Origin of the sequence: Alienimonas chondri, from assembly GCF_013036045.1 — a bacterium.
Lineage (GTDB): Bacteria > Planctomycetota > Planctomycetia > Planctomycetales > Planctomycetaceae > Alienimonas > Alienimonas chondri.
Genome location: NZ_WTPX01000029.1, coordinates 1 through 21,301, shown reverse-complemented (window position 1 = coordinate 21,301; position 21,301 = coordinate 1). Strand labels below are relative to the sequence as shown.

The 21,301-nt window shown below is 69.2% G+C and carries 17 protein-coding genes; 4 read left to right on the top strand and 13 right to left on the bottom strand.

What is annotated here, in order from left to right; genetic code table 11:
• Positions 1-7 precede the first annotated feature (7 nt).
• The 6 genes from LzC2_RS06530 to LzC2_RS06505 form a co-directional block, all read right to left on the bottom strand.
• Positions 8-1,780 (bottom strand): hypothetical protein, encoded by a 1,773-nt coding sequence (locus tag LzC2_RS06530; protein ID WP_171185019.1) that lies wholly within the window; start codon positions 1,778-1,780, stop codon positions 8-10.
• A 599-nt stretch (positions 1,781-2,379) separates the two neighbouring features.
• Entirely contained in the window at positions 2,380-3,558 is a 1,179-nt protein-coding gene (locus tag LzC2_RS06525) for a DegT/DnrJ/EryC1/StrS family aminotransferase (protein ID WP_171185017.1), read from the bottom strand.
• A 113-nt stretch (positions 3,559-3,671) separates the two neighbouring features.
• A complete protein-coding gene (locus tag LzC2_RS06520; protein ID WP_171185015.1) occupies positions 3,672-4,487 on the bottom strand; it encodes a hypothetical protein in 816 nt (271 codons plus the stop codon).
• A 42-nt stretch (positions 4,488-4,529) separates the two neighbouring features.
• Positions 4,530-5,408, bottom strand: coding sequence for a branched-chain-amino-acid transaminase (gene ilvE / locus LzC2_RS06515; protein WP_171185013.1), 879 nt, complete (start codon positions 5,406-5,408; stop codon positions 4,530-4,532).
• 48 nt (positions 5,409-5,456) lie between these two features.
• A complete protein-coding gene (locus LzC2_RS06510) occupies positions 5,457-6,185 on the bottom strand; it encodes an ABC transporter ATP-binding protein (protein WP_171185011.1) in 729 nt (242 codons plus the stop codon).
• A 119-nt stretch (positions 6,186-6,304) separates the two neighbouring features.
• Positions 6,305-8,092 (bottom strand): FtsX-like permease family protein, encoded by a 1,788-nt coding sequence (locus LzC2_RS06505; protein ID WP_171185008.1) that lies wholly within the window; start codon positions 8,090-8,092, stop codon positions 6,305-6,307.
• Between the two features lie 306 nt (positions 8,093-8,398).
• Here LzC2_RS06505 and LzC2_RS06500 point away from each other — a divergent pair, with 306 nt between their 5' ends.
• On the top strand, positions 8,399-11,398 hold the full coding sequence (locus tag LzC2_RS06500) for an MMPL family transporter (RefSeq protein ID WP_171185006.1): 3,000 nt from the start codon (positions 8,399-8,401) through the stop codon (positions 11,396-11,398).
• Positions 11,399-11,591: 193 nt separating this feature from the next.
• Here LzC2_RS06500 and LzC2_RS06495 read toward each other — a convergent pair whose 3' ends face one another.
• From LzC2_RS06495 to aroF, 4 genes are all read right to left on the bottom strand, one after another.
• Entirely contained in the window at positions 11,592-12,407 is an 816-nt protein-coding gene (locus LzC2_RS06495) for a hypothetical protein (RefSeq protein ID WP_171185004.1), read from the bottom strand.
• Positions 12,408-12,567: 160 nt separating this feature from the next.
• Positions 12,568-13,719, bottom strand: a complete 1,152-nt coding sequence (gene mnmA / locus LzC2_RS06490) for a tRNA 2-thiouridine(34) synthase MnmA (protein ID WP_171185002.1) — start codon at positions 13,717-13,719, stop codon at positions 12,568-12,570.
• A gap of 149 nt (positions 13,720-13,868) precedes the next feature.
• Positions 13,869-14,486 (bottom strand): TetR/AcrR family transcriptional regulator, encoded by a 618-nt coding sequence (locus tag LzC2_RS06485; protein ID WP_171185000.1) that lies wholly within the window; start codon positions 14,484-14,486, stop codon positions 13,869-13,871.
• A 10-nt stretch (positions 14,487-14,496) separates the two neighbouring features.
• Positions 14,497-15,525 carry a 3-deoxy-7-phosphoheptulonate synthase gene (aroF, locus tag LzC2_RS06480; RefSeq protein WP_171184998.1) on the bottom strand — a complete coding sequence of 343 codons (1,029 nt, stop codon included), beginning with the start codon at positions 15,523-15,525 and terminating at the stop codon, positions 14,497-14,499.
• Positions 15,526-15,806: 281 nt separating this feature from the next.
• Between aroF and LzC2_RS06475 the strand changes: the two genes are divergently transcribed.
• Positions 15,807-16,715 (top strand): hypothetical protein, encoded by a 909-nt coding sequence (locus tag LzC2_RS06475; RefSeq protein ID WP_171184996.1) that lies wholly within the window; start codon positions 15,807-15,809, stop codon positions 16,713-16,715.
• Between the two features lie 42 nt (positions 16,716-16,757).
• Positions 16,758-18,020, top strand: coding sequence for a prepilin peptidase (locus tag LzC2_RS06470; protein ID WP_171184994.1), 1,263 nt, complete (start codon positions 16,758-16,760; stop codon positions 18,018-18,020).
• Here LzC2_RS06470 and surE read toward each other — a convergent pair.
• Positions 17,930-18,745: a 5'/3'-nucleotidase SurE gene (gene surE, locus LzC2_RS06465; RefSeq protein ID WP_171184991.1), complete on the bottom strand. Its 816-nt coding sequence runs from the start codon at positions 18,743-18,745 to the stop codon at positions 17,930-17,932. The genes LzC2_RS06470 and surE overlap by 91 nt on opposite strands.
• Before the next feature lie 64 nt (positions 18,746-18,809).
• The gene (locus LzC2_RS06460; protein ID WP_171184985.1) at positions 18,810-19,403 is read right to left on the bottom strand and encodes a 3-isopropylmalate dehydratase small subunit; all 594 of its coding nucleotides are present in this window, start codon (positions 19,401-19,403) and stop codon (positions 18,810-18,812) included.
• Between the two features lie 113 nt (positions 19,404-19,516).
• Between LzC2_RS06460 and LzC2_RS06455 the strand changes: the two genes are divergently transcribed.
• Positions 19,517-20,560, top strand: coding sequence for a transaldolase family protein (locus tag LzC2_RS06455; RefSeq protein ID WP_171184983.1), 1,044 nt, complete (start codon positions 19,517-19,519; stop codon positions 20,558-20,560).
• 79 nt (positions 20,561-20,639) lie between these two features.
• Here the strand turns inward: LzC2_RS06455 and LzC2_RS06450 are convergent.
• A partial coding sequence (locus tag LzC2_RS06450; protein WP_206678587.1) for an NUDIX hydrolase occupies positions 20,640-21,301 on the bottom strand: 662 nt, incomplete at its 5' end.

Genomic DNA, 21,301 nt, shown 5'->3' with positions numbered 1-21,301 from the left:
TCGCTCCTTACCGCCCCGCGGGCATCACCGGCCGGGCCGACATCCGCGGGCGATGGCTCTCGCTCAGGATCGTCCCGATCTCGCTCGGCGCCAGCGCGACGACGCGACCGGCCGTCTCGACCCGAGCCAGCGGCAATTCGCGGGCCGCGGGCGGTTCCCGACGGGTCGGCAGCGGGTTGCTCCCCAGCGAGAAGGGCCAGCGTGAGGTCGCCTCGCGACGGGCGGAGCGCGACTCCGGTTCCGGCGCTCCGGCGAAGGTGAGGGTGATCGGTTCGTCCTCGCCGAACTGCACCGCCAGCCGGACGCAACCGTCTTCACAGGTTCCGAGATCCGTGAAGCGGACCGCTTCCCGGCTCGGGTCCGCCGTGCGGGCGGCAACCAGCGGCCGCAGTTCCTGCTCCTCGCCGCGAGCGACGTCCGCCGCGTGGAACACCGCCGACGGCAAGCCCCAGGCCCGGTCGGCGGTCAGAATCATGCCGTGACGCGGGTCGGCCGTGACGGACACGCTCTGACGCAACGCCTCCGCGGCGACCGCCGGCAGTTCGCCGGAGACCGCGGCCGCACACCGTACCAACGCCGCCGGCGGGAGATTCGCCACCGTCTGCGGATCGCGGAGCCGCTCAACCAGCTTCGCCCCGGCCCCTTCCAGATGCGTGCCGGCGTCGGCGTACACCACGCACAACGCGGCGGAGGATTGTTCGCTCTCCAGGTCGGAATCGAGGTTCCGCAGCACGGCGTCCTCGGCGGCGGCGTACCGGCGATGCTTGGCGAGCACCCCGGCCGCGGCGAGGTTCACTTCCCAGGCGTCCCCGCCGCAGGCGAGCGCCTTCTCCGCGGCGTCCGCGGCCCCGGCCACGCCGGTGTGTTCGCGGATCATCGCCACGTTCGCCCAGCCCGCGGCGAGCATCTGATCGCGACGGAAGTGCCCGCCGCCCAGCGTGGCCAAGTGGGCGTAGGTCTGCTCCGCATCGGTGAACATGCCCAACCGCTGCTGCGTGCGAGCCAGGGCGTACCAGTACGGCGGGTGATGGGTCAGGTATCGCTGGAGCCGGGTGAGGCGCCGCAAGCGGGCGTCGGCGTCCGGGTCGGCCTGCACCTCGGCGAGACGGCGGAGGTCGTCGTCGCGGACGAGCCAGCTGTCCGGGATGTTCCGCTTCCGGGCCAGCTTCCAACTGGTGTCGAGGAAGGCACCGCTCTTGTCCAGCACGCCCTTCACGCGGTCGCGATCGACCTTCCACATGCCCTGATCGCGGTCCACCTGCATCCCCCGCAGATCCCACCAGCTGCCGGCGCCGGTGCGGACGGCGCCCGCCACGTCCGCCGTCGCCGCGTGCCCCAGCAGGCTGAACGCGGTGATCGTCGTGTGCCGGGAAACGCCCCGCAGGTGCGACTGCTGCAAAATCGTGCGGTCCCGCTCCGCGATCCGAACGGCGGCGATTTCGTCGAGGACCGCGGTGTAGAGCCGCAGCACCTCTTCGTCCTCGATCGCGGCGAGGTTCAGGTTCGACAGAATGTTCGCCCGCTCCTCCGACAGCACCTGATCGGTCGGGGAACAGCGGATCCGGTACAGGCTGGCCCGGCAATAGTTGAGCGTGACCGCGGCCGACTTGCGGGCCGCCTCCTCCTTATCGAGAACGGCGGGGTCGACCAGCTCCGCGGTCGATGCGGCGGACGGCTCCACCGAGGCGACCTCAACCGAGGCGACCTCGACCGGCGGTTCGGCAGCGGACAACACCGGCGTTGCGAGCAGCAGGGCGCCGGTACAAAGAGAGCGAAACATACGGGTTCCGTGGGGCACGGGCGGGGCGTCCGGGCGGCGGCTCCATCGCCGGCGGACCAATTCGGGCGGGCCGCCCCTCATGGGCGGTGAACGATCTCCGCGGGGCGGGTCGTCGAGAGGACTTCATCGCGAACGGCGTGCCGATCGCATGGCGAAACGACTCCGAAGCTACGATTGCAGGGGCGAGACGCCGTCGACGGACCGTTCCCCGAACTGTAAATCCCACAACGCCCGTGGGTCGGATGCACAACGATTCGCGAGCGAAGTATGCGCCTGCGACTCTGACGACCGTGCCGCGCCTGCCGGGTGGGCGAACCGCATCGAGCGCGAATCGACAGCCCGAGGCGCGAGCCGAGGCCGTGTTCCATGGCCGACCTCGTTCAGCCTCGCTTTAGCGCAGTCCGCGTTGATCAGTAGCGACGGCTTCCAGCCGCCGTCCGCGAGCGCAGCGAGCGGGGGCAAGTAAGGACTCGCCGAGAGTCGGCGGCTGGAAGCCGCCGCTACGACAAACTGCGGTTCGCTCTTGCCATGCCGCGCGCACGAACACGCCCCGGACGGGTGAACCGGCCGGGGCGTGGGTATGTCGACGGTCAGGTCGTTCAGGCGGCGGCCCGCATCACGCGCGGGCGGCTGGGGACGGCTTGGCGGCCGAGGCTTTTGCAGAGGGTTTGAACGACGATCTCCTGCCGTTCCTCGCCCAGTTCGGCGAAGATGGGCAGCGCCATCACTTCGTCGCAGGCCTGCTCCGCGACGGGCAGTTGGCCGCGTTTGTAGCCGAGGTCGGCGAAGCAGGTCTGCAGGTGGAGCGGCTTCGGATAGTAGACGGCGGCGCCGACGCCGGCGGCCCGCATCTTCGACAGCACGCCCTCGCGACGACCGCCCGGCACCCGGGTGACGTACTGGTTGTAGACGTGGCGACGCTCCGGCAGACGGACCGGCGGGACGATCGCATCGGCGACGCGGTAGTCGGCGAGGAGGTCGTCGTAGCGTTCCGCGTTCGCCCGGCGGGCCTCGGTCCAGTCGTCGAGGTGGCGCAGCTTCACCTTCAGCACGGCGGCCTGGAGGGCGTCCAACCGGCTGTTCAGGCCGACTTCCAAATGCTCGTAGCCGCCGACGTCGCCGTGCACACGGAGCCGCGATAACCGAGCGGCGACTTCGTCGTCGTCGGTGGTCATCATCCCGCCGTCGCCGGCGCCGCCGAGGTTCTTGGTGGGGAAGAAACTGAAGCAGGCGATCGTGCCCAGCACGCCGCTGCGGCGACCGCGGTATTCGGCGCCGATGCTTTGGGCGGCGTCTTCGATGATGTGCAGGTCGTGCTTGGCGGCGATCCGCCAGATCGGGTCCATCTCCGCGACCTGACCGAAGATGTGCACCGGCATGATCGCCTTGGTGCGATCGGTGATCGCGTCTTCGATCGCGTCGGGATCGATGTTGAAGCCGTCCGGCTCGATGTCCACGAACACCGGCGTGGCGCCGACGCGGTGGATGCTGCCGGCCGTCGCGAAGAAGGTGAACGGGCTGGTGATGACTTCGTCGCCCGGGCCGACTCCGCAGGCCATCAGGGCCAGCAGCAACGCGTCCGTGCCGCTGGCGCAGCCGATCGCGTGATCGGCGTCGCAGTACTCCGCGGCGTCGGCTTCAAAGCTCGAGACCTCTTCGCCCAGCACGAAGGACTGGTTCTCGAAGACCCGACTGACGGCCTCCATCACTTCGGTGCGAATGGTAGCGTGTTGCGCCCGCAGGTCGATGAACGGGACCGGGGTCTGATTCTGAGACATCGAGGGGCGTTGGGGCGCGGGTGTGCGTGGGAGCGTGTCGGGCGACGCGGGTCTCTCTTAGGTCCGCAAACGACGCGCGCGAAACCCCGGTCTGAAAACTTTCCTCGGCGCCGTCATTCCTGCTGACGTTCCGGGCCTTCGTCCGGCGTTTCGCCCTTCGCTGCGTCCGCTTTCGCTGCGGCCGCCTCCTCCGCCTTGCGGGCGCGGTAGTCGGCGAGCGTTCCCTCCGGGTCCGCCTCGAACGCCGCCACGCAGCCGGTGCAGCAAACGTAGTACGTCTTCCCCGCGTGGCTGACCTCGACCGTGCCGAGACCGCCGCTGACGACGCACTCCGGCCCGCCCAGCGAGCTTTCCGCCAGCCGCTGCCCCTGGCGGGTGTAGCCGACCTCCGCCACCCGGCGAAAGCGGCCGGTCGGGGAGGAACGACGCTCGATCAGCAGGGTGAACCGCTTCTCGTTGAGGCGCTTGAGCGTCAGACGGTCGGAACCGTCGTCGACGGGGAGGAATTCGACGGAGTCGCCCAGTTCCGCGGCGGTGAGGATCGACGTCGCCCCGTCGGCCTGAGTCAGCGTCGCGACGAATCCGGTTCCTTTGGGCGAGGGCCGCACCAGTAGGCGACTGAGTTCCTTCCCTTCCTCGACCTGCAGACGAACCGCCGGGCGACTCGGATCGGAGAAGTCCCAGATCCATTCCCCGGTTTCGCTCCACGCCCCCTGCCGCGAGCCGCGGCGGACCTGTCCGACGCCCCGCCACTGCCCGACGTACGGGTTGAGCGGCGCGAGCGCGAGCTTCGCGGCCTCCGGCGAGAGGGCGCCCGCCGCGGAGGCGCCGTTCTCCGCCGAAATCGCGTTCTGCCCTGCGGGGACAGGCTCGGCGGGCGGCTCCGCGAGGAGCGTCGGGAGCAGCACGGCAAGCGGGAGAATGTTCATATCTCTCCCATTCTACCGCCGCGCCCCACGCGAGTTGCGCTGCTAAACCAACTCCACCTTGATTTCTCCGCGGGTCAACGCTCGGAAGTCGGCGAGCAGGTCGTTCGTGATCGGCCCCGGCTTGCCGTCGCCGATATCACGGCCGTCCAGCGAAACCCCGGCGATCACCTCGGCGGCGCTGCCGGTCAGGAAGCACTCGTCGGCGGTGTAGATGTCGTGCCGAACCAGCGTCTCCTCCCGCACTTCGATGCCGCGGCGCTTGGCGAGTTCGATCACCGCGGCCCGGGTCAGGCCGGCGAGGATGCCGGCGTCCAGCGGGGGCGTCCGCAGCACGCCGTGCTTGATGACAAAGATGTTGTCGCCGGTGCACTCCGCGACGTGGCCGTGATGGTTCAGCATCAGCACCTCCCCCGCCCCGGCGGCGAAGCCCTCGATCTTCGCGAGGATGTTGTTGAGGTAGTTCAGCGACTTCACCCGGGCCGGCAGCGCCGCGGGGTGATTGCGAATCGTGCCCGCCGTGATCAGCTTCAAGCCGCTTTCGTACAGCTCTTTCGGGTATAGGGCGATGTCCGCGGCGATGACGATCACCTGCGGGTTCGCCGTCTTACGGATGTCCAACCCCAGCGCCCCGGCGCCGCGGGTGACGACCAAGCGAACGTAGCCGTCGGTCACGCCGTTGGCCGCGACGGTGCGTTCGACCGCGTCCTTCACCTCTGCCGGCGTCATCGGGATCTCCAGCGAGATCGCCTTCGCGGACTCGAACAGCCGGGCGATGTGGGCGTCGTGCAGGAAGACGGCGCCGCCGTAGACGCGGATGCCCTCGAAGACGCCGTCGCCGTAGAGCAATCCGTGGTCGAAGACGCTGACGGTCGCCTCCGCTTCGGGGACGAGGCGGCCGGCGAGGAAGACAGATTGGGACATGCGCGGGAGTCTAACGCCCGTTCGCCCCGCCCGGGAATCCGTCGACGCTCAGGCGGCGCGACGCAGCGGCGTTTCGATCCGGTCCTCCACCCGCCCCCGCAGCAGGCGGACGGTTCGATCGGCCGCTTTGGCCAGGGCGTCGTCGTGGGTGACCATCACGACGGTCAGCCCCTCGGCGTTCAACTCGCGAAGCAGCGCGATGACCTCCGCTTCGACCTCGCCGTCCAGGTTCCCGGTCGGTTCGTCGGCCAACAGGATCTGCGGCTCGGAGATCAGCGCCCGGGCGATCGCGGCCCGCTGCATCTCCCCGCCGGACAGTTCCTTCGGCGTATGCGTCAGCCGGTGGCCGAGGCCGACCCGGTCGAGGATGTCCGACGCCCGCTGGCGATAGACCTTGCGGTTCTTCCAGTACGCCGGCATCGAATGCCGGATCATCAGCGGGGTGAGGACGTTCTCCAGCAGCGTCAGCTCCGGCAGGAGGTGGTAGAACTGGAAGACGAAACCGAAGACCCGGTTCCGCAGCCGATCGCGGGTGCGGCTGGGGAGGTGATCGATGCGGTCGTCGCCGAGGCGGATCTCGCCGATGTCCGGCGAATCGAGCAGCCCGAGCAGGTGCATCAGCGTGCTCTTGCCGCAGCCGGACTGACCGACGACGGAGACGAACTCGCCCGGGTGGATCGTCAGATTGACGCCCCGCAGCACGTCGACGGCGTGCTCGCCCTTGCGGTACGCCTTTTCGACCGCGACGGCGTGCAGGGGTTGGGGCTGTTCGTTCATCGTGCCGGGGGGTCGATCGATGGTGAGGGGCTACTAACCCGAAGCGTCAGCGAGGGACGAACCCGAGATCGTGACCGGCCCTCGCTGACGCGTCGGGTTGGCGGACCGGCCGAAGCGATTCACTCGTACCGCAGCGCCTGCACCGGGTGCAGGGCGGCGGCGCGGCGGGCGGGCAGGATGCTCGCGGCGACGGCGATAAACACCGCCCCCAGCGCCACCCAGAACACGGTCGCCGGGTCCACCTTGGTGGGGATCTCCGGGAAGTAGTAGATCCGCTCGTCGAACACCTTCCGGCCGGTGATGTACGAGATGAACTTCTCGACTTCGTTGATGTAGTGCACGAACACCAGCCCCAGCACGACGCCGGCGCCGGCGCCGACCATCCCCAGGCTGATGCCGTAGCTGAGGAAGATGCTCAGGATGCCCCGCGACCCGGCGCCGAGGGCTTTCAGGATGCCGATGTCCCGCGTCTTCTCCACGACGATCATGTAGAAGATCGCCAGGATTCCGAACCCGGCCACGGCGACGATCAGGAACAGCAACACGTTCAGGATGGTCGTTTCCATATCGACCGCGGCCAGCAGCGGTCCCTGCTTGTCCTTCCAGGTGCCCACGCTGAACTGCTCCGCGGGGAAGGCTCGCTTGAGCGCGGCGACGGCAGCTTTCTCGTCGACGCCCTCCTTCAGCTTGATCTGAACCGTGGTGACGCTGCGGGAGAGCGGCAGGCAATCGACCTTGGGGATGGAGACCTCCTGCTGCTGCGGGTCGTACCAGTTGCCCAATCGCACCACGGCGAAGGGGCCGTCCGTGCGGACGACCTGCCCGGTCTGCTGGGCGTGCGGCCCGCTGAGCAGCCGCACCTCCCGGCCGACCTTCACGGTGCGATCGTTTTCGTCCGGTACGAGCATGCCGCGGACCTCCTGCAAGCGCTCGATGTTGCAGAAGACGACGCGGCTGTCGTACTCGCTCATGCCGCTCTTGAAGACGTCCGTGACGGTCGCGGCCATCGTGGCGGACTCCGGCGGACCGTTCCCCCCGGCCTTCACCGTGGTCAGGGAGACGCTCTGGCCGGGATGGACCAGCAGTCGTTCCTCGATCTCGCCCTCGGCGGTTTCGAAAGGCACGCTGATGAGTTGTTTGCCGACGTACAGGCGCCCGTCGAGCACGCCGTTCTTCTTGGCGACCGGCTGGGCGGACGGGGCGGCGAACGCCTCGAAGGGGTCCTGCGCGGTGGCGACGGGGGCGACTTCGCTCGGTTCAAACGTCGTGTCGCCGCCCCAATCGTCGCTGGCGGCAGCGCCGTCGTCGGTTCCCTGGGCGGAGGCGCCTGCGGCGGACACGACGCCCCCGCCGGCGTTCTGGGCGGAGGCGAGGTGATGGCGGTACATCATCATCGCCTGTTCCCGCCGGGCGATCTCCATGCCGATCGGGGTGAGGGTCCAGCCGAGCGGTTCGTTCGGCTTCCGCTCCGCCTTCGCCACGATCACGCCGTCTTTGATGACGTCCTGATAGCTGGCGAGGTTCTCCTTGAGCGGGCCGACCTTCGACTTGCCCCGCGGGTCGATGCCGATCAGCTGGACCGGGCGGTGGATCGGCTCGCCGGCGTAGTCGAAGCTCATGACGGCGTACATCTCGACCGTCGGGGTGGCGGCCTCGATCATGCCGGGGGCCGCTTCCATCGCCCGGGCGATCAACGCGTCCGGGTCTTCGTGGCCCTGCAAGCTGTGCGTTTCGATGACCACGTCGGCCAGTAGGCCGCGGATGCGGTCCTTCATCTCCGTGGTGAACCCGGCCATCACGGAGTTCACCACGATCATCGTCGCCACGCCCAGCGTGACGGAGATGATGCTCGCCAGCGCGATATAGCGGGTACGGAGGTACCGCCGGCAGAGGAGGAACTTGTACATCGCGTCCGTGCGAGCGGGGAGGCGGGGGATCCCCGGACGGGGGTTCCCCCTTGACGGGGTCCGCGGGAAGATACGGGAACTGGGTTCCGACGGAAAGATCGGTTCGCGGACGAAGGATTTCCCGGAACGCCGAGGCTCCGCAGAGCCTCGTGTTTTGGAAAGCGTGGCGGAGTTTGACGATTCGCCCGGCGAACCGGGGATCGCGTCGGACGCTCACGCGGTCGTCGCGGTCGGACCGAACACCCCGTTTGGGCACGACGCCCCGCCGTTCGGCACTCCTTTCACTCGGGCAGGACGCCCCGCCGCATGTCATCCCCAGGCGCCGATCGCGGAAGCCAGCACGCCGGGGGTCCGGTCCTGCCGGACGCACTGCGCACCATCACCGCCGCGGTCGCCGCGGCGCCGAAGGTCGTGCTGTTGCTGGTCTTGATGGCCACGGGAGCCAGCGTCGGGCTGACGCTCTGCTACCTCGGCTTCCACAGCGAGCGCGGCGATCTGATCGACCCGCGGGATCCCACCCGCGCCCACTGGGACGCCTACACCGCCCGGTTCGACGACGGGAACGACTTCGTCGTCGCCGTCGAGGGCGAGAACCCCGGCGCCGTCCGCAGCGCGATCGACGATCTCGCGGAGCGGCTGAACCGGGAACCGGAGACGTTCGGGTCCGTCCTCTCTCGCATCAACACGACCCGCAGCCGTCGCAAGGGGCTGCAAAGCCTGTCGCCCGAAGAGCTGGATCGCGTCTCCGAGCGGGTCGCGGAGTTCTCCCCGATCCTCCGCGGCGACGCCAGCCGCGCCCGGCTCGACGTGCAGATCCATGCCCTGACGGTGAAGCTGGACAAAGCGGTCAAGAGCGGGCGGGACGCCGAGGTTCGCGAAGTCGCCGATCGCGCGGAACGGCTCGCCGACGGGCTGACCTCCCACGTGGGCGATGCAAATAACTTCCGCTCGCCCTGGCCGAGCCTGGTCGGCGGGGACGGCTCCGCGGAGATGACCCGCGAACTGGGCGGAGCGACCTATTTCCTGAACGACGCCGGCACGCTGGGGCTGATCCGCGTCGCCCCCGCCCGCACGGCGGACGGCCCGACGTCGCCCGAAGCGGTGCTTGATCGGCTCCGCACCGTGGCCTCCGCGGTCGAAGCGGACCGCGGCACGGTCAAGGTCTCCGTCACCGGCGTTCCGGCGCTGGAGATCGACGAAGTCCGCCGCGGTCGGGCCGACATGCTCCGCGCCGGCGCCGTGGCGTTCGCCGCGGTCGGCATCCTGCTGCTGATCGGCTTCCGGGGCGTGAAGCACCCGGTGCTGGCCCTGTTCGTGCTGGCCGTGGGACTCGCCTGGAGCTTCGGCTTCACCACCTTCGCGGTCGGGCACCTGAACATCCTCAGCGTGTCCTTCGCGGTGATCCTGATCGGGCTGGGGATCGACTTCGGCATCCATTACCTCGCCCGTTACCTCCAGCATCGCAGCGAGGGACTGGACCTGGAAGACGCCCTCTGCGAGACCGCGGCGGGCGTGGGCGTGGGCATCACCACGGCCGCGGTGACCACGGCGCTGGCCTTCTTCTGCGCCACCTTCACCCGCTTCCTGGGCGTCGCGGAGCTGGGCATCATCGCCGGCGGCGGGGTGCTGCTGTGTGCCCTGGCGACCTTCCTGTGTCTGCCCGCCCTGATCGCGCTGGCGGACGAACACGTCCCGGCCAAGCGCCTGCCCAAGCCGATGGGCTTCGGCTGGCTGCGGACCGGCACCGCCCGATTCCCCGCGATCGTGACCGTGCTGGGCTTCGCCGCGGTCATCGGAATCGGCATGCAGGCGGTGCACCTGGACGGAACCGGAGCGGGGTCGAAGCTACAGTTCGACCACAACCTCCTCGCTCTGCGACCGGGCGATGCGGAGAGCGCCGACGGCCGCGAACGCCTGCGGAAAGCCGGCGGACCGAGCCTGCTGTACGCCGTCGCGATGGCGAACAGCGCCGAGGAAGCCCGCGAACTGGCGGCGAAGTTTGAGGCGCTGCCCACGGTGGCACGGGTCGAAGACCTCGCCCGCCGTCTGCCCGGCGGGGATCGGGCGGAGACCAACGCCGGCATCGCCCGGGTGCGGGGGCAACTGGCCTCGCTGCCGCGGAACGCCGGCGTCGGTGACCTGCCGGCTCCCAAGCCCAGCGACTTCGGTCGCCGGGCGGACATTCTCCGCAAGGTCGCTCTCGACAGCGGCCGGGCCGACCTCCAACCGCTGGCGGAGAAACTCGACCGCTTCGGCGAAGCGTTCGCCGCCATGGACGACGGCAACAAACAGGTCGTCGTGCTGGACCGCTATCAGGGCCGCGCGGCCAGCGAGCTGGTGCGGGAGTTCCGCGAGCTGTCCATCGCCTCCAGCGACTCCACGCCGCTCAATATCCGTGACATCCCGACCGTGCTGCGGAAGCGGTACGTCTCCGAGGACGGGAAGTGGCTGTTGCAGATCTTCCCGAAGCAGGACGTGTGGGACTTCGAACCGCTGGGCCGGTTCGTCTCCGATCTCCGCACCGTGGACGCCTCCGTGACCGGCACGCCGGTGCAGAACTACGAAGCGGGTCGGCAGATCATGCACAGCTACCGCAGCGCGGCGCTGTACGCCCTGGCGATCGTGAGCCTCGTGCTGCTCTCCGATTTCCTCGCCCAGGAGAACAAGCTGCTGGTGCTGTTCCCGCCGCTGCTGGTCGTGGGCTTCACCGCGATGACGCTGCTGACCCGCGGGATCGAACTCGACCCCGTGCTGTGTGCGGGGGGCTATGTGGCGATGGTGCTGGTGGTGGGAGCGATCCTCGACTTCACCAACATGCGAGACGCGATGCTGGCGCTCATGCCGCCGCTGGCCGGCGGGGTGATGATGTTCGGCATCCTGGCCCTGTGCGGGATCCCGCTGAACCCCACCAATCTAATCGTCCTGCCGCTGGTGCTGGGCATCGGCGTGGACGACGGCGTCCACGTGGTGCACGACTTCCGCAATCGGTTCGCAACCGGCAGCCTGGGCAAACGGAATGCCTATCAGCCGAGCGTCAGCACGGCGGGGGCAATCGTGCTGACGAGCCTCACCAGCATGGTCGGCTTCGGCAGCCTGTGCATCGCCGGGCACCGCGGGCTGTTCAGCGTCGGCATCACGCTGGTCACCGGCATCGGCTGTTGCCTGTTCGTCAGTCTGTTCCTGCTGCCCGGCACGCTGGCCCTGCTGAGCCGCGAGCCGAAGGAAGCCAAGGCCGTCGCCGGCAAGACCAGTGACCAGGACGACGAAGAAGACGCCCCCCGTCGCCAACGCCGCCGCGCCGCGTGAGCGCGAAGCAATTGCCAATCTGCTAAGCACCTGAGGGAGAGCGGCGCCCCCGATGAACGCTTGCGGTTTCGCAGCGTCCGAGAACTGTGGGACGCCGCGAAACCGCAAGCGACGCCCGCCTCCTGAAGAGACCGCAAACTGCCCCCTGACGCCCAGCAACCGTCGTCTTCCAGCGAACGACTGACGAGCGCCGTCACCCCGGGCCGCCGGGCGTCAGAGGGTTCGACCGGGGCATCGCCGCTTCGATGATCATGATCTTCTGCCAGATCTTGCGGGACAGGCCGGAGCAGAGGTTCTCCACCTCGTTCACCGCGGACAGGGCCGTCGCGTCGTCGAACCGCTGGACGTACAGCGCCGCGACCTTGCCGATCAGGCTCAGCATCTCGCTGCAATAATCGAGGTAGCGGCAGAGATCGAACGCGGAGAGCCGCCGATCCTGGCCGTTCGGCTCCGTCAGAATCAGCTCCGGGTGAAGGATCCGCTCCGGATCCTTATTGAGCTGGTGCATGTCGATGATGTGAGCCATCGCCCGTAGCTCGTGGATCGCCGCCAGCACGCTGTGCCGTTTGATGCGGTTCTCCAGCGTGGTGAGGAACAGCAGGGCGGCGCCGATCAGCACGACGTCGTTGATGCCCGCTTCAAGCACCTGCACGAAGTCGATGAAGCCGAGTTCCTCGGTCGTCGGCTTCGCCCACATCACGACCGTCGCCACCAAGGTGAACGCGACGCCGATCACCAGCAGCCAGATGAGCGCACGAAACCACAGGTTCGGCCGCCCGAACGATTCCGAACGTTCGCCCGCCGATTGTGAAATGCCGTGCAGCTTCCGACAGACGCGGCGCAGCCCCGCGTCGGGGAAGCGATCGGCGATGCGGCCCTCGATCCGAGCGATCGTCTTGACGATCTGATCCGGGTCGAGCAGATCGAAGTGATCGCTCTGCACGTCGTCCGCCGGCGGCTTCGCCAGATCGAGCGCCTCCTGCGGCGAACGAAGGCCGTCAGCCCTCACCCCAGGCGAGCGGAGGGCGTCAGCCCTCTGAGACGGCGAGTCGGCCGCACGCGTCGCGGTCGCAGAAGCGGGAGTCGGGTCGACGGTCACCCCCCGATCATCGCCTCGAAGCGCCGTGGGGGGCAACGCGGGCCGAGCTTCGCAGCTCGCTCGGGGAACCTCAGGGGGCTGACGCCCCCCGCTCGCCTTCGCGAATCCACCCGCCGCCCAATACTCGATCCCCGGTCTCACCGGTGGCCGGATCGCCGTCGTACAGCACGCAGGCCTGTCCGGGGGCGACGCCGTGCTGCGGCTCGTCGAACCGCACGGTGAAGCCCTTTCCGTCGGCCTCAACTTCCACCTCGCAGGCCGCGGCCTGGTGCTGATAGCGGATCTGAGCGAAACACCGCAGCGGGCCAGTCGGGCGGTCGATCAGCCAGTTCGCCTCGCCGGCCGTGAGTCCGCCGCACCGCAGATCGTCACGGGTGCCGAGTACGACGCGGCGGCTCTCCGCTTCGATGCGGAGCACGTACCGCGGCTCGCCGAACGCCACGCCCAGCCCCTTGCGCTGACCGATGGTGAAGCGTTCGTAGCCCGGGTGCTCCCCGATCGGCCGGCCGGCGACATCCACGAACTGGCCGGCGGTGTCCTGCTCGCCGCGGTGCCGCTTCACGAAGCCGGCGTAATCGTTATCGGGAACGAAGCAGATCTCCTGCGAGTCCGGCTTGTCCGCGACCCGCAGCCCGGCCTCACCCGCTAGTTCGCGGATCTCCGGCTTCGTCAGCCCGCCGCAGGGGAAGCGGGTGTGGGCGAGCGCGTCCGGCGTCACGCCGAACAGCACGTAGCTCTGATCCTTCCCCTGATCGACGCCCCGCAATAACGCCGGTCGGCCGTCGTCGCCCGTTTCGACGCGGGCATAGTGCCCGCTGGCGACGGCCTCGGCGCCGATGGACTGGGCGAACTCCCACAGCCGGCCGAACTTCAGCCAGTTGTTGCACTGCACGCAGGGGTTGGGCGTGCGACCGGCGAGGTACTCGTCGGCGAAGTAATCCTTGATGCGGCCGAACTCCCCCGCGAAGTTCAACGCGTGAAAGGGGATGTCCAATCGATCCGCGACCCGGCGGGCATCCGCGGCGTCGCTGGCGGAACAACACCCCTGCTTATGCGCCTTGGCGCTCGGCAACACCGTGAGGGGCGAATCCGTCGCACAGACTTCCGCCTCCGCCCCGCTGCGCATGAACAGCCCGACCACCTCCCACCCGTCCCGCTGGAGCAGCACGGCGGCGGCGCTGCTGTCCACGCCGCCGCTCATCGCTAAGACGATTCGAGGCATGGACGTCGCGAGGAAGGGGGGGAGCGTTCGAGAATACCAGCCCGACGCGCGAGCGTCGGCAGTGCGTCGAGGCACTGTGACGTTGGCGGCTGCGCCGACGGCCGACGCTCGCGCGTCGGGCTGGTACGGCTTCACCAGCTTGAGGAAGACTACGCGACAGACGCGCGTTCGTCCGGCCAAGTTCGCATCGCGACGTCGATCATCGCCCGCAACGCCCGCTCGCTGCGGCCGAGGCGGGCTGCGACGCTCAGGGCATGACGCACGCCATGAAGGTAGTCCGCCAGCGGGCCGAGCGGCTCGCCGGGGGGAAGTTGCTCGTCCGCCTTCGCCCGAGCCAGCCGGGCCCGGAGTTTCGCGTGCAGGGCGGCATCCAGCTCGGCGGCGACGGACTGGGCGTTCTCGTCCGCGTCGGTCGCCGGCTCCGGTTCCATCGCGGCGCACTGCATCGCGATCGGGCAGCCGGGGGGAAGGTCCGGGTCGGTGAACCGGCGGGCGGAGAGGCGCAGGAACCGCTCGATCGCGATGCGACCGTCCGCTTCGCTCTCCAATACGGCGAGCGCCTCCGCGTCGAAGCGCTCCCGGTAGCGGTGCAGCGCGGCGGCGAACAGGCCGTTTTTGTCGTCGAACGCCGCATACAGACTCGGCCGGGAGCCGCCGCTGACGTTCGTCAGCTCCTCCAGCGAGGCGCCGCGGTAGCCCCGCATCCAGAACACGCGCAGCGCCGCATCGAGGGCGGCGTCGGCGTCGAAGGTGCGGGGGCGAGCCACGGTCGGCTCCTCACACGTTCGTCGTGTCCATCGTCAGCCCGACCGCATCGGCGACCTTGCCGCAGGCGATCATCGCCTTGGCGAAAGCATCCGGCGTGAGGGACTGCGGGCCGTCGCTGGCGGCGTTGGGCGGGTCGGGGTGCACCTCCACGATCAGGCCATCCGCCCCGCAGGCGATCGCGGCGTTCATCATCGGCGGGACGAGACTCGCCACGCCGGTGCCGTGGCTGGGGTCGATCACGATCGGCAGGTGCGTGCGGGCGTGCAGGTAGGGCACGGTCGCCAACGGCAGGGTGAAGCGGGTGTGACTCTCGAACGTCCGCACGCCGCGTTCGCAGAGCATCACCCGCTCGTTCCCCCGGCTCAGCACGTACTCCGCGGCCAGCAGGAACTCGTCCATCGTGGAGGACATCCCCCGCTTCAGCAGCACCGCCGCGGGCGACTCGCCGCAGGCTTCCAACAACCGATAGTTCTGCATGTTGCGGGCGCCGATCTGCAGCACGTCCGCATAGTCGCCGACCAGTTCGACGTCGGTGGGCGTCATCACTTCGGTGACGATCGCCAACCCCGTCTCGTCGCGGGCCGCGGCGAGCAGCTTCAGCCCCTCCTCCTTCATGCCTTGGAAGGCGTAGGGGCTGGTCCGCGGTTTGAACGCCCCGCCCCGCAGCGCCGTGGCGCCGGCCGCTTTGACGGCCCGGGCGCTGGTCATGATCTGTTCTTCGCTCTCCACGCTGCACGGCCCGGCGATCACCCCGCAGACGCCGCCGCCGATCGTCAGACTGCCCGTGACGACCTGGGTCGGTTCCGGCTTCGCTTCGAGGCTGGCGACCTTGTACGGGGCGAGGATCGGCATGACGGACTCCACCTGCGCCATGCTGGCCAGCGTTTCGCGGTGGGCCTCGTCCTCGGAGCCGGTCGCGGCGACGACCGTTCGCTCCGTCCCGTTGATCACGTGAGCCATCATGCCGAGGGCGGCGACGCGATCCGCAACGGCGGCGACATCCTCCGACGCGGCGGAGCGGTGGAGAACGACGATCATTGGGGCAGCGAATTGGGGGCGACGGAGCGGCGCGGACGGGCCGCGGGGACGGTACCGGTCCCCTGCTCCGCGGACAAACCGCCCGCCGGGAGGTTCGGCTCGCGTTAGATGGACAGCTCTCCGCCGCGTGAAGAGGCCCGAGTTGTGAAGAGCGTGATGAAGAGTCCGTGAGGATCGGCGGCGAGGGGGGAATCGGGCCTCCGCGGGACCGGCCGCGGTTCTATCGTGGCCCGCCTTGGGGCGCTCCCCGAGATCGCCGCACCGCACGAAGCGAATCCACAATGACCACTCGCCAGCCCGAGGCCGGCGCCCGTCTCGCCAAACGCGCGGGGGACGACTCCTACGGGGAGTCGCACGGCTCGGTGATGGATCTGTCCGGGTTCGATCTCTCGCCCGCCGAAGCGTCGCCGACGGACGCGGGGGACATGGAGGCGATCGAAGACGACGACCTGCCGGACTCGTTGGTCGCGACCAATGCGGACTTTCTCACCGCACTCGATCTCCCCGAGGTGCGGGCGGAACCCAGACGGAAGCGATCCCGGCCTCGCCCGGCGCCGGCTCCGGCGAAGAAGGCCGAGGACGCCAAGTCCGCCGGGGCCGCGGCGGGTCTGCTCGACGCGATCCGTCAGCGGGAAGAGGACGAACTCGAGGGCGAGTTCGAGGATGACCAGTTTGACGTCGGACAGCCGTTGGCCGCCGGCCCCGTGCCGCCGCGTCGGCGGCGCAAGACGCAGTCCGCTGCCGCGACGCCGGAGCCGTCGAGCAAGGTGAACCCCAACGTGCTCGTGCTCGCGACTGTCCTGACGGTCCCGGCGCTGTTGTTCGGACTGAACGCGGCGTTCGGCAAGCATCAATCCACGCGGGCGGAGTGGCGGGAGGCGTTCGACCAGTTGGACGACCTGACGAACGAATTCGTGGACGTCGCTCACGCCCCCGAGCCACAGTGGGTCGCGTGGCGGGCGAAGTTCGACGCGACGCGGCCCGAACTGCGTTATCTGGTCGAAGCCGCCCCGGACGCCTCCGCCGGCGGCGAGATCGACCGGGCGCTCAACACGCTGGAACAGGCCGTCGAACTGCGGTCGGACGGCGCCCCGCCGGAGTTGATGAACAAAACGGCGGAGCGGGCGGTCGCGCACGCCAAGAACGCCGCGGGCCGGCTCGGACTCACCAAACTGGAATGGGCGCGATAGGCTGCGGTTCTCCGCCCCCTCGTCCCCGTTCCCGCCCATCGCATGCCGCCGTCGGGGTTCGCGGACTGGGCATTCATCCTGCCTTTGGCCGGCCTGCCATGGGCCGGGGCGGCGGCGTCGAACGAGTGGCTGACCGGTCTGCTGCGGGCGTTCATCGTGCTGTGGTCGTTCGCCCTGGGGGCGAGCGTCGGCAGCTTTCTGAACGTCGTCGTCTATCGGCTCCCCGCGGGGCTGAACCTCTCGCGGCCGAAAAGCCGTTGCCCGCGATGCGAGACCCCGATCCGGGCGACGGACAATCTCCCGGTGATCGGCTGGCTGCGATTGCGGGGCCGCTGCCGGGCTTGCGGACTGCCGATCGCGGCTCGGTATCCGTTGGTGGAGGCCGTGTGCGGGACGGCTCTGGCGCTGCTAGCGCTGCAAATCGTGCTGATGGGCGGGGTCAATCTGCCGGTCGAAATCGGTCGTTCCTCGCCGTCGGCGCTGTTCCTGCGAGCATTGGAACCGGCAGCGATCGCGGTCTGCGGCGTGCTGTTCATCGGCTCGGCGACGCTGTTCGGGGCGGGGCTGATCGCCTTGGACGGGCACCGCTTGCCGTGGCGGTTCGTCGCGTTCGCGCTGCTGTTCCCGGCGATCGCTGCGGGGCTGTGGCCGGGCGTTCGGATCGGGGCCGCGGAGGTGTGGGGCGGCGGCCCTTGGCAGTTGGCGGAAGGCGGGTTCGCCCTCGGCCCGTATCGCTTCGCTCCGAACCTCGCCGGGCCACTGGACGTGTTGCGAGGCGCCGCGCTCTGTGCGTTGATCGGCGGACTCCTGTTTCCCTTGCTTAGAACCGGTACGGAGAGAACGAACCTCCTGCTGATCGGCGGAATAGCCGGGGCGTGGTGGGGGATGTGGGCCGGCGGCTGGGGCTTGGCGCTGGGCGGGGCCGTCACGGTCGCGGCCCCCATGCTCTACGCCGCCGGCCTGCTGCGATCCCGCGTCGCCCCGCCCACCTTGGCGGCGATGGCGAGCGCCCTCGTGCCGCTCGGATGGATTCTGATCGGGACCGATCCGCCTTCGCTGCTGGTGAGAGCCTGGGGCAGCGGGGCGCCGGCGCTGTTCTTACTGGGCGTCGGCGTGCTGATCGATCGGGCGTTCTTTCCGCACCTCGATCCCGCCCCCTCGAATCCGGCGCCGAATCCCGACGACGCGATCCCTGACGACGCGCCGCGCGACGATCAGGGGAACAGCGGCAGCCGGCAGAGCGCCGCGGCGCCGCCGAAGCAGACGGCGACGTCCGAACCGGGTTCCGAACTACGCTCGGGATAGCGGCCGCGGTAGCGGTATCGGCCGACGACCTCGCCCTCTTCGGCGGCGTGGGAGGCGTCCGGCTCGACCGGCTCGAAGTTCACCGGCAGCGGACCGGCCTCCGGATGACAGCGGACGACTTCCGGCCGCTTGTCGGCGGGCACGTCCGGCGGATGCGGCAGGTTGGCGTTCCAGTAGGCGCCGCGGCCGGGCGGCTCGGAGAGAATCTCCGTCAGCACGCGGTCCAACAGGTCGACGGAGTCTGCCCAAGCGGCGTCTGCACCCCGCCGAAAGCGGCTGAGCGCCGCCGCGGGCACCCCGGCCAACGTCGCCTCGCGGGCCGCCGCGGCGGTGCCGGACAGGAACACGTCCACCCCGAGATTCCCGCCGTGATTCACCCCGCTGAGCACCCAATCGAACGGCCGATCGCCGGAGCCGCCCCCCTGAGCGCCGGCCTCGCGCAGGTCAGCGAAGTGATGCAGGCCGATCCGCACGCAATCGGCCGGCGTGCCGTCCAGCGAGAACCGCCGCACCCGCACGCCGTTCGGCTGATCGGGGCCGTCGTCCTCACGGAACAGCGTGAGCGTTTCCGCCACAGTCACGCGGTGGCCGCAGCCGGAGTGTTCGCGGTCGGGGGCGACGACGGTCACCGATCCGTCCGGTCCCGCGTGCCGGGCGGCGGCCGCGGCGAGGGTCGCCAGACCGGCGGCGCGGATCCCGTCGTCGTTCGTCAGCAGAATGTGCATGACGTCGTTCTATCCGCCGACGCCCGCTTCGCCCACCGGCCGACCGACGAAACGCCCGCCGCGATCAGGCTTTGAACCCGGACAGATAGGGCACTTTCTGTCCCGCCTCGGCGACCTCCGGGGCCGCTTCGAGCAGTTGGGCGAGGAAGTCGTACTGTCCGGTCAACAGCGCGTCGCGGGCGCCGTCGGCCATCGCGACCGGGTACGTTTCGCCGCTGATCGTCACCGTGAGGGCTTCCAGATCGAGCGTCGCTTCGGCCGTCGGATCCGCTTGGATCAGGCGGATCAGTTCGGAACGCACCTCGGGCGTCGCGGTCGCGCAGGCCACGCCGAGGTTCGTGCAGTTCCCGGCGAAGATCTCCGCGAACGAGCCGGCGATGATCGCCCGCACGCCGGCCCGCATCAGGCTTTGGGGGGCGTGCTCGCGGCTGGAGCCGCAGCCGAAGTTGTTGCCGGTCACCAGCAGACCGCCGTCGGCGTACTTCGCGTCGTCGAACGGGTGGCTGGCGTCCTGGGCGCGATCGTCCTCGAACGCATGCTCGCCGAGACCGTCGAACGTCACGCACCGCAGGAACCGGGCGGGGATGATGCGGTCGGTATCGATGTCGTCCCCGGGCAGCGGGATTCCACGGGCGACGATTTGGGAGACGGGGGACATGGGACGGCCGAAAGCGCGGATAACGGGGGGTTGGATGTGACGGACGCCGACACCCCTTAGGATGTTCGCACGATACCACATCCGTTTTCCAACATCCCGACCCCCGCACTCCGATGTCTGCGCTGCAAAGTCTGATCGCCACCGGCACGCGTCTGTACCTCGATAGCGTGGACCCGAAAGAGATCGGCCAGGCGCTGGAAGACGGCGCCGTGGGAGCCACTTCGAACCCGGTGATCATCGGCGGGATCATCGCCGCCGGCGGGTTCGACGACGACATCAAACGCCTGGCCGACGAGGGGAAAGACGACTCCGAGATCGCCTGGGCGCTGTGCGACAAGCTCGTGGCGGACGCTCAGGAGCGGTTCCTGCCAATCTGGGAGAGCACCGGCGGCGAGGCCGGCTGGGTCAGCTTTGAACTCGATCCGCTGCTGGAAGACACCGTCGACAGCATCCCGGAGGCCGATCGCACGGCGCGCTACATCGAACTCGGCAAGAAGTACGCCGCCGGGCACAAGAACCGGATGATCAAAGTGCCGGGCACGCCCGGCGGGATCGCGGCGCTGGAGGAACTGGCCGCCGCCGGCGTGACGCTGAACATCACCTTGCTGTTCAGCGACGACCAATACCGCGCCGCCCGCGACGCGGTGTGGAAGGGCGCCAAGAAGCGGGCCTCGCTGGAAGGCTTCAAGAGCGTCTACTCGATCTTCATCTCCCGGATCGACGTCTACACCAGCAAGAACGTGGATCTCTCGCCGGAGGCCCAAGGCAAAGTCGGCCTGTTGAACGCCAAGCGGATCTGGCGGGAGAACTGCGACTTCTGGGCCGGCAAGAAGATTCCGCTGGCCCAGGAGATGATCTTCGCCAGCACCGGCGCCAAGCTGGAAGGCGACCCGCCGGAGAAGTACGTCGCGGCGCTCGCCGGCAGCGACATCCAAACAAACCCGCCGAGCACCAACGACGCCCTGCGGAAGATGGATAAGACCTTCACCCGCACCGTCGATCAACTCCCCCCGCAGCCCGTACAGGACGAGATCGACGAGAAGGTCGACGCCGCCGCGATGCACGAAGCCCTGATGGAAGAGGGTCTGCGGAAGTTCGCCGAGCCGCAGAAGGACCTCATCAAGCTGATCGCTGACAAGCGGGCGGAGCTGGCGTAACGGCGAGCGGGGGGCGTCAGCCCCCTGAGCGTTTCGCTGCGTCAGGATCTCAGGGGACTGACGTCCCCCGCTCGCCTGGTCACTCCGCGATCTCGTCGCGCAGGAACCACAGCGCGGCCCAGACCTTCGGGTCGACGAGCCGCTCGCTGGTCGTCGACCAGCCTTGGATCCAGGCCGTGGCGCACTCCAACGGGACGCGGTGCACGGTGATCTCTTCGCCGTCCACCCCGCCGCCGGCGCTTGCGCGAACGAGATTCGTCGCTTTGAAGAAGTGGACGACTTCGTCCGAGAGTCCGGCGCTGGGCGGGCCGATGGTGAGCAGCTCCAGCGTCTCGGCCCGATAGCCGGTTTCTTCTTCCAACTCTCGCCGAGCCGCGTCGTCGGGGACGTCGCCGTCGATCGTGTCGCCCACCAGACCGGCCGGCACTTCAAGGACCGACTTGCCCACCGGCAGGCGCTCCTGTTCGACGCAGATGAGGTGCCCCTTATGCACCGCGAAGACGGCGACGATCGTGGTGGCGTTCGGACGGTGGGCGTACTCCCAGGTCCCCTTCGCCCGCAGTTCGAGGAAGCGACCGCCGTGCAATAAACGGTCCTCCGGGTCGGGTGAGTCGTCGGCTGCGGGTCCGGCGGCCGCGACGTCGGGGCTGGGTTGGGGCATGGGACCGTGGCGAGCGCTGGCGAGAACGCCGTACCCTACCACGTCCCGCGCCTCCGTCGGCGAACTCGTCGTCATTGGCG

Coding starts and splice junctions, on each gene's coding strand:
- LzC2_RS06530 (WP_171185019.1), bottom strand. CDS start 1,780: ATGTTTCGCTCTCTTTGTACCGGCGCCCTGCTGCTCGCAACGCCGGTG.
- LzC2_RS06525 (WP_171185017.1), bottom strand. CDS start 3,558: ATGTCTCAGAATCAGACCCCGGTCCCGTTCATCGACCTGCGGGCGCAA.
- LzC2_RS06520 (WP_171185015.1), bottom strand. CDS start 4,487: ATGAACATTCTCCCGCTTGCCGTGCTGCTCCCGACGCTCCTCGCGGAG.
- ilvE (WP_171185013.1), bottom strand. CDS start 5,408: ATGTCCCAATCTGTCTTCCTCGCCGGCCGCCTCGTCCCCGAAGCGGAG.
- LzC2_RS06510 (WP_171185011.1), bottom strand. CDS start 6,185: ATGAACGAACAGCCCCAACCCCTGCACGCCGTCGCGGTCGAAAAGGCG.
- LzC2_RS06505 (WP_171185008.1), bottom strand. CDS start 8,092: ATGTACAAGTTCCTCCTCTGCCGGCGGTACCTCCGTACCCGCTATATC.
- LzC2_RS06500 (WP_171185006.1), top strand. CDS start 8,399: ATGTCATCCCCAGGCGCCGATCGCGGAAGCCAGCACGCCGGGGGTCCG.
- mnmA (WP_171185002.1), bottom strand. CDS start 13,719: ATGCCTCGAATCGTCTTAGCGATGAGCGGCGGCGTGGACAGCAGCGCC.
- aroF (WP_171184998.1), bottom strand. CDS start 15,525: ATGATCGTCGTTCTCCACCGCTCCGCCGCGTCGGAGGATGTCGCCGCC.
- LzC2_RS06475 (WP_171184996.1), top strand. CDS start 15,807: ATGACCACTCGCCAGCCCGAGGCCGGCGCCCGTCTCGCCAAACGCGCG.
- LzC2_RS06470 (WP_171184994.1), top strand. CDS start 16,758: ATGCCGCCGTCGGGGTTCGCGGACTGGGCATTCATCCTGCCTTTGGCC.
- surE (WP_171184991.1), bottom strand. CDS start 18,745: ATGCACATTCTGCTGACGAACGACGACGGGATCCGCGCCGCCGGTCTG.
- LzC2_RS06460 (WP_171184985.1), bottom strand. CDS start 19,403: ATGTCCCCCGTCTCCCAAATCGTCGCCCGTGGAATCCCGCTGCCCGGG.
- LzC2_RS06455 (WP_171184983.1), top strand. CDS start 19,517: ATGTCTGCGCTGCAAAGTCTGATCGCCACCGGCACGCGTCTGTACCTC.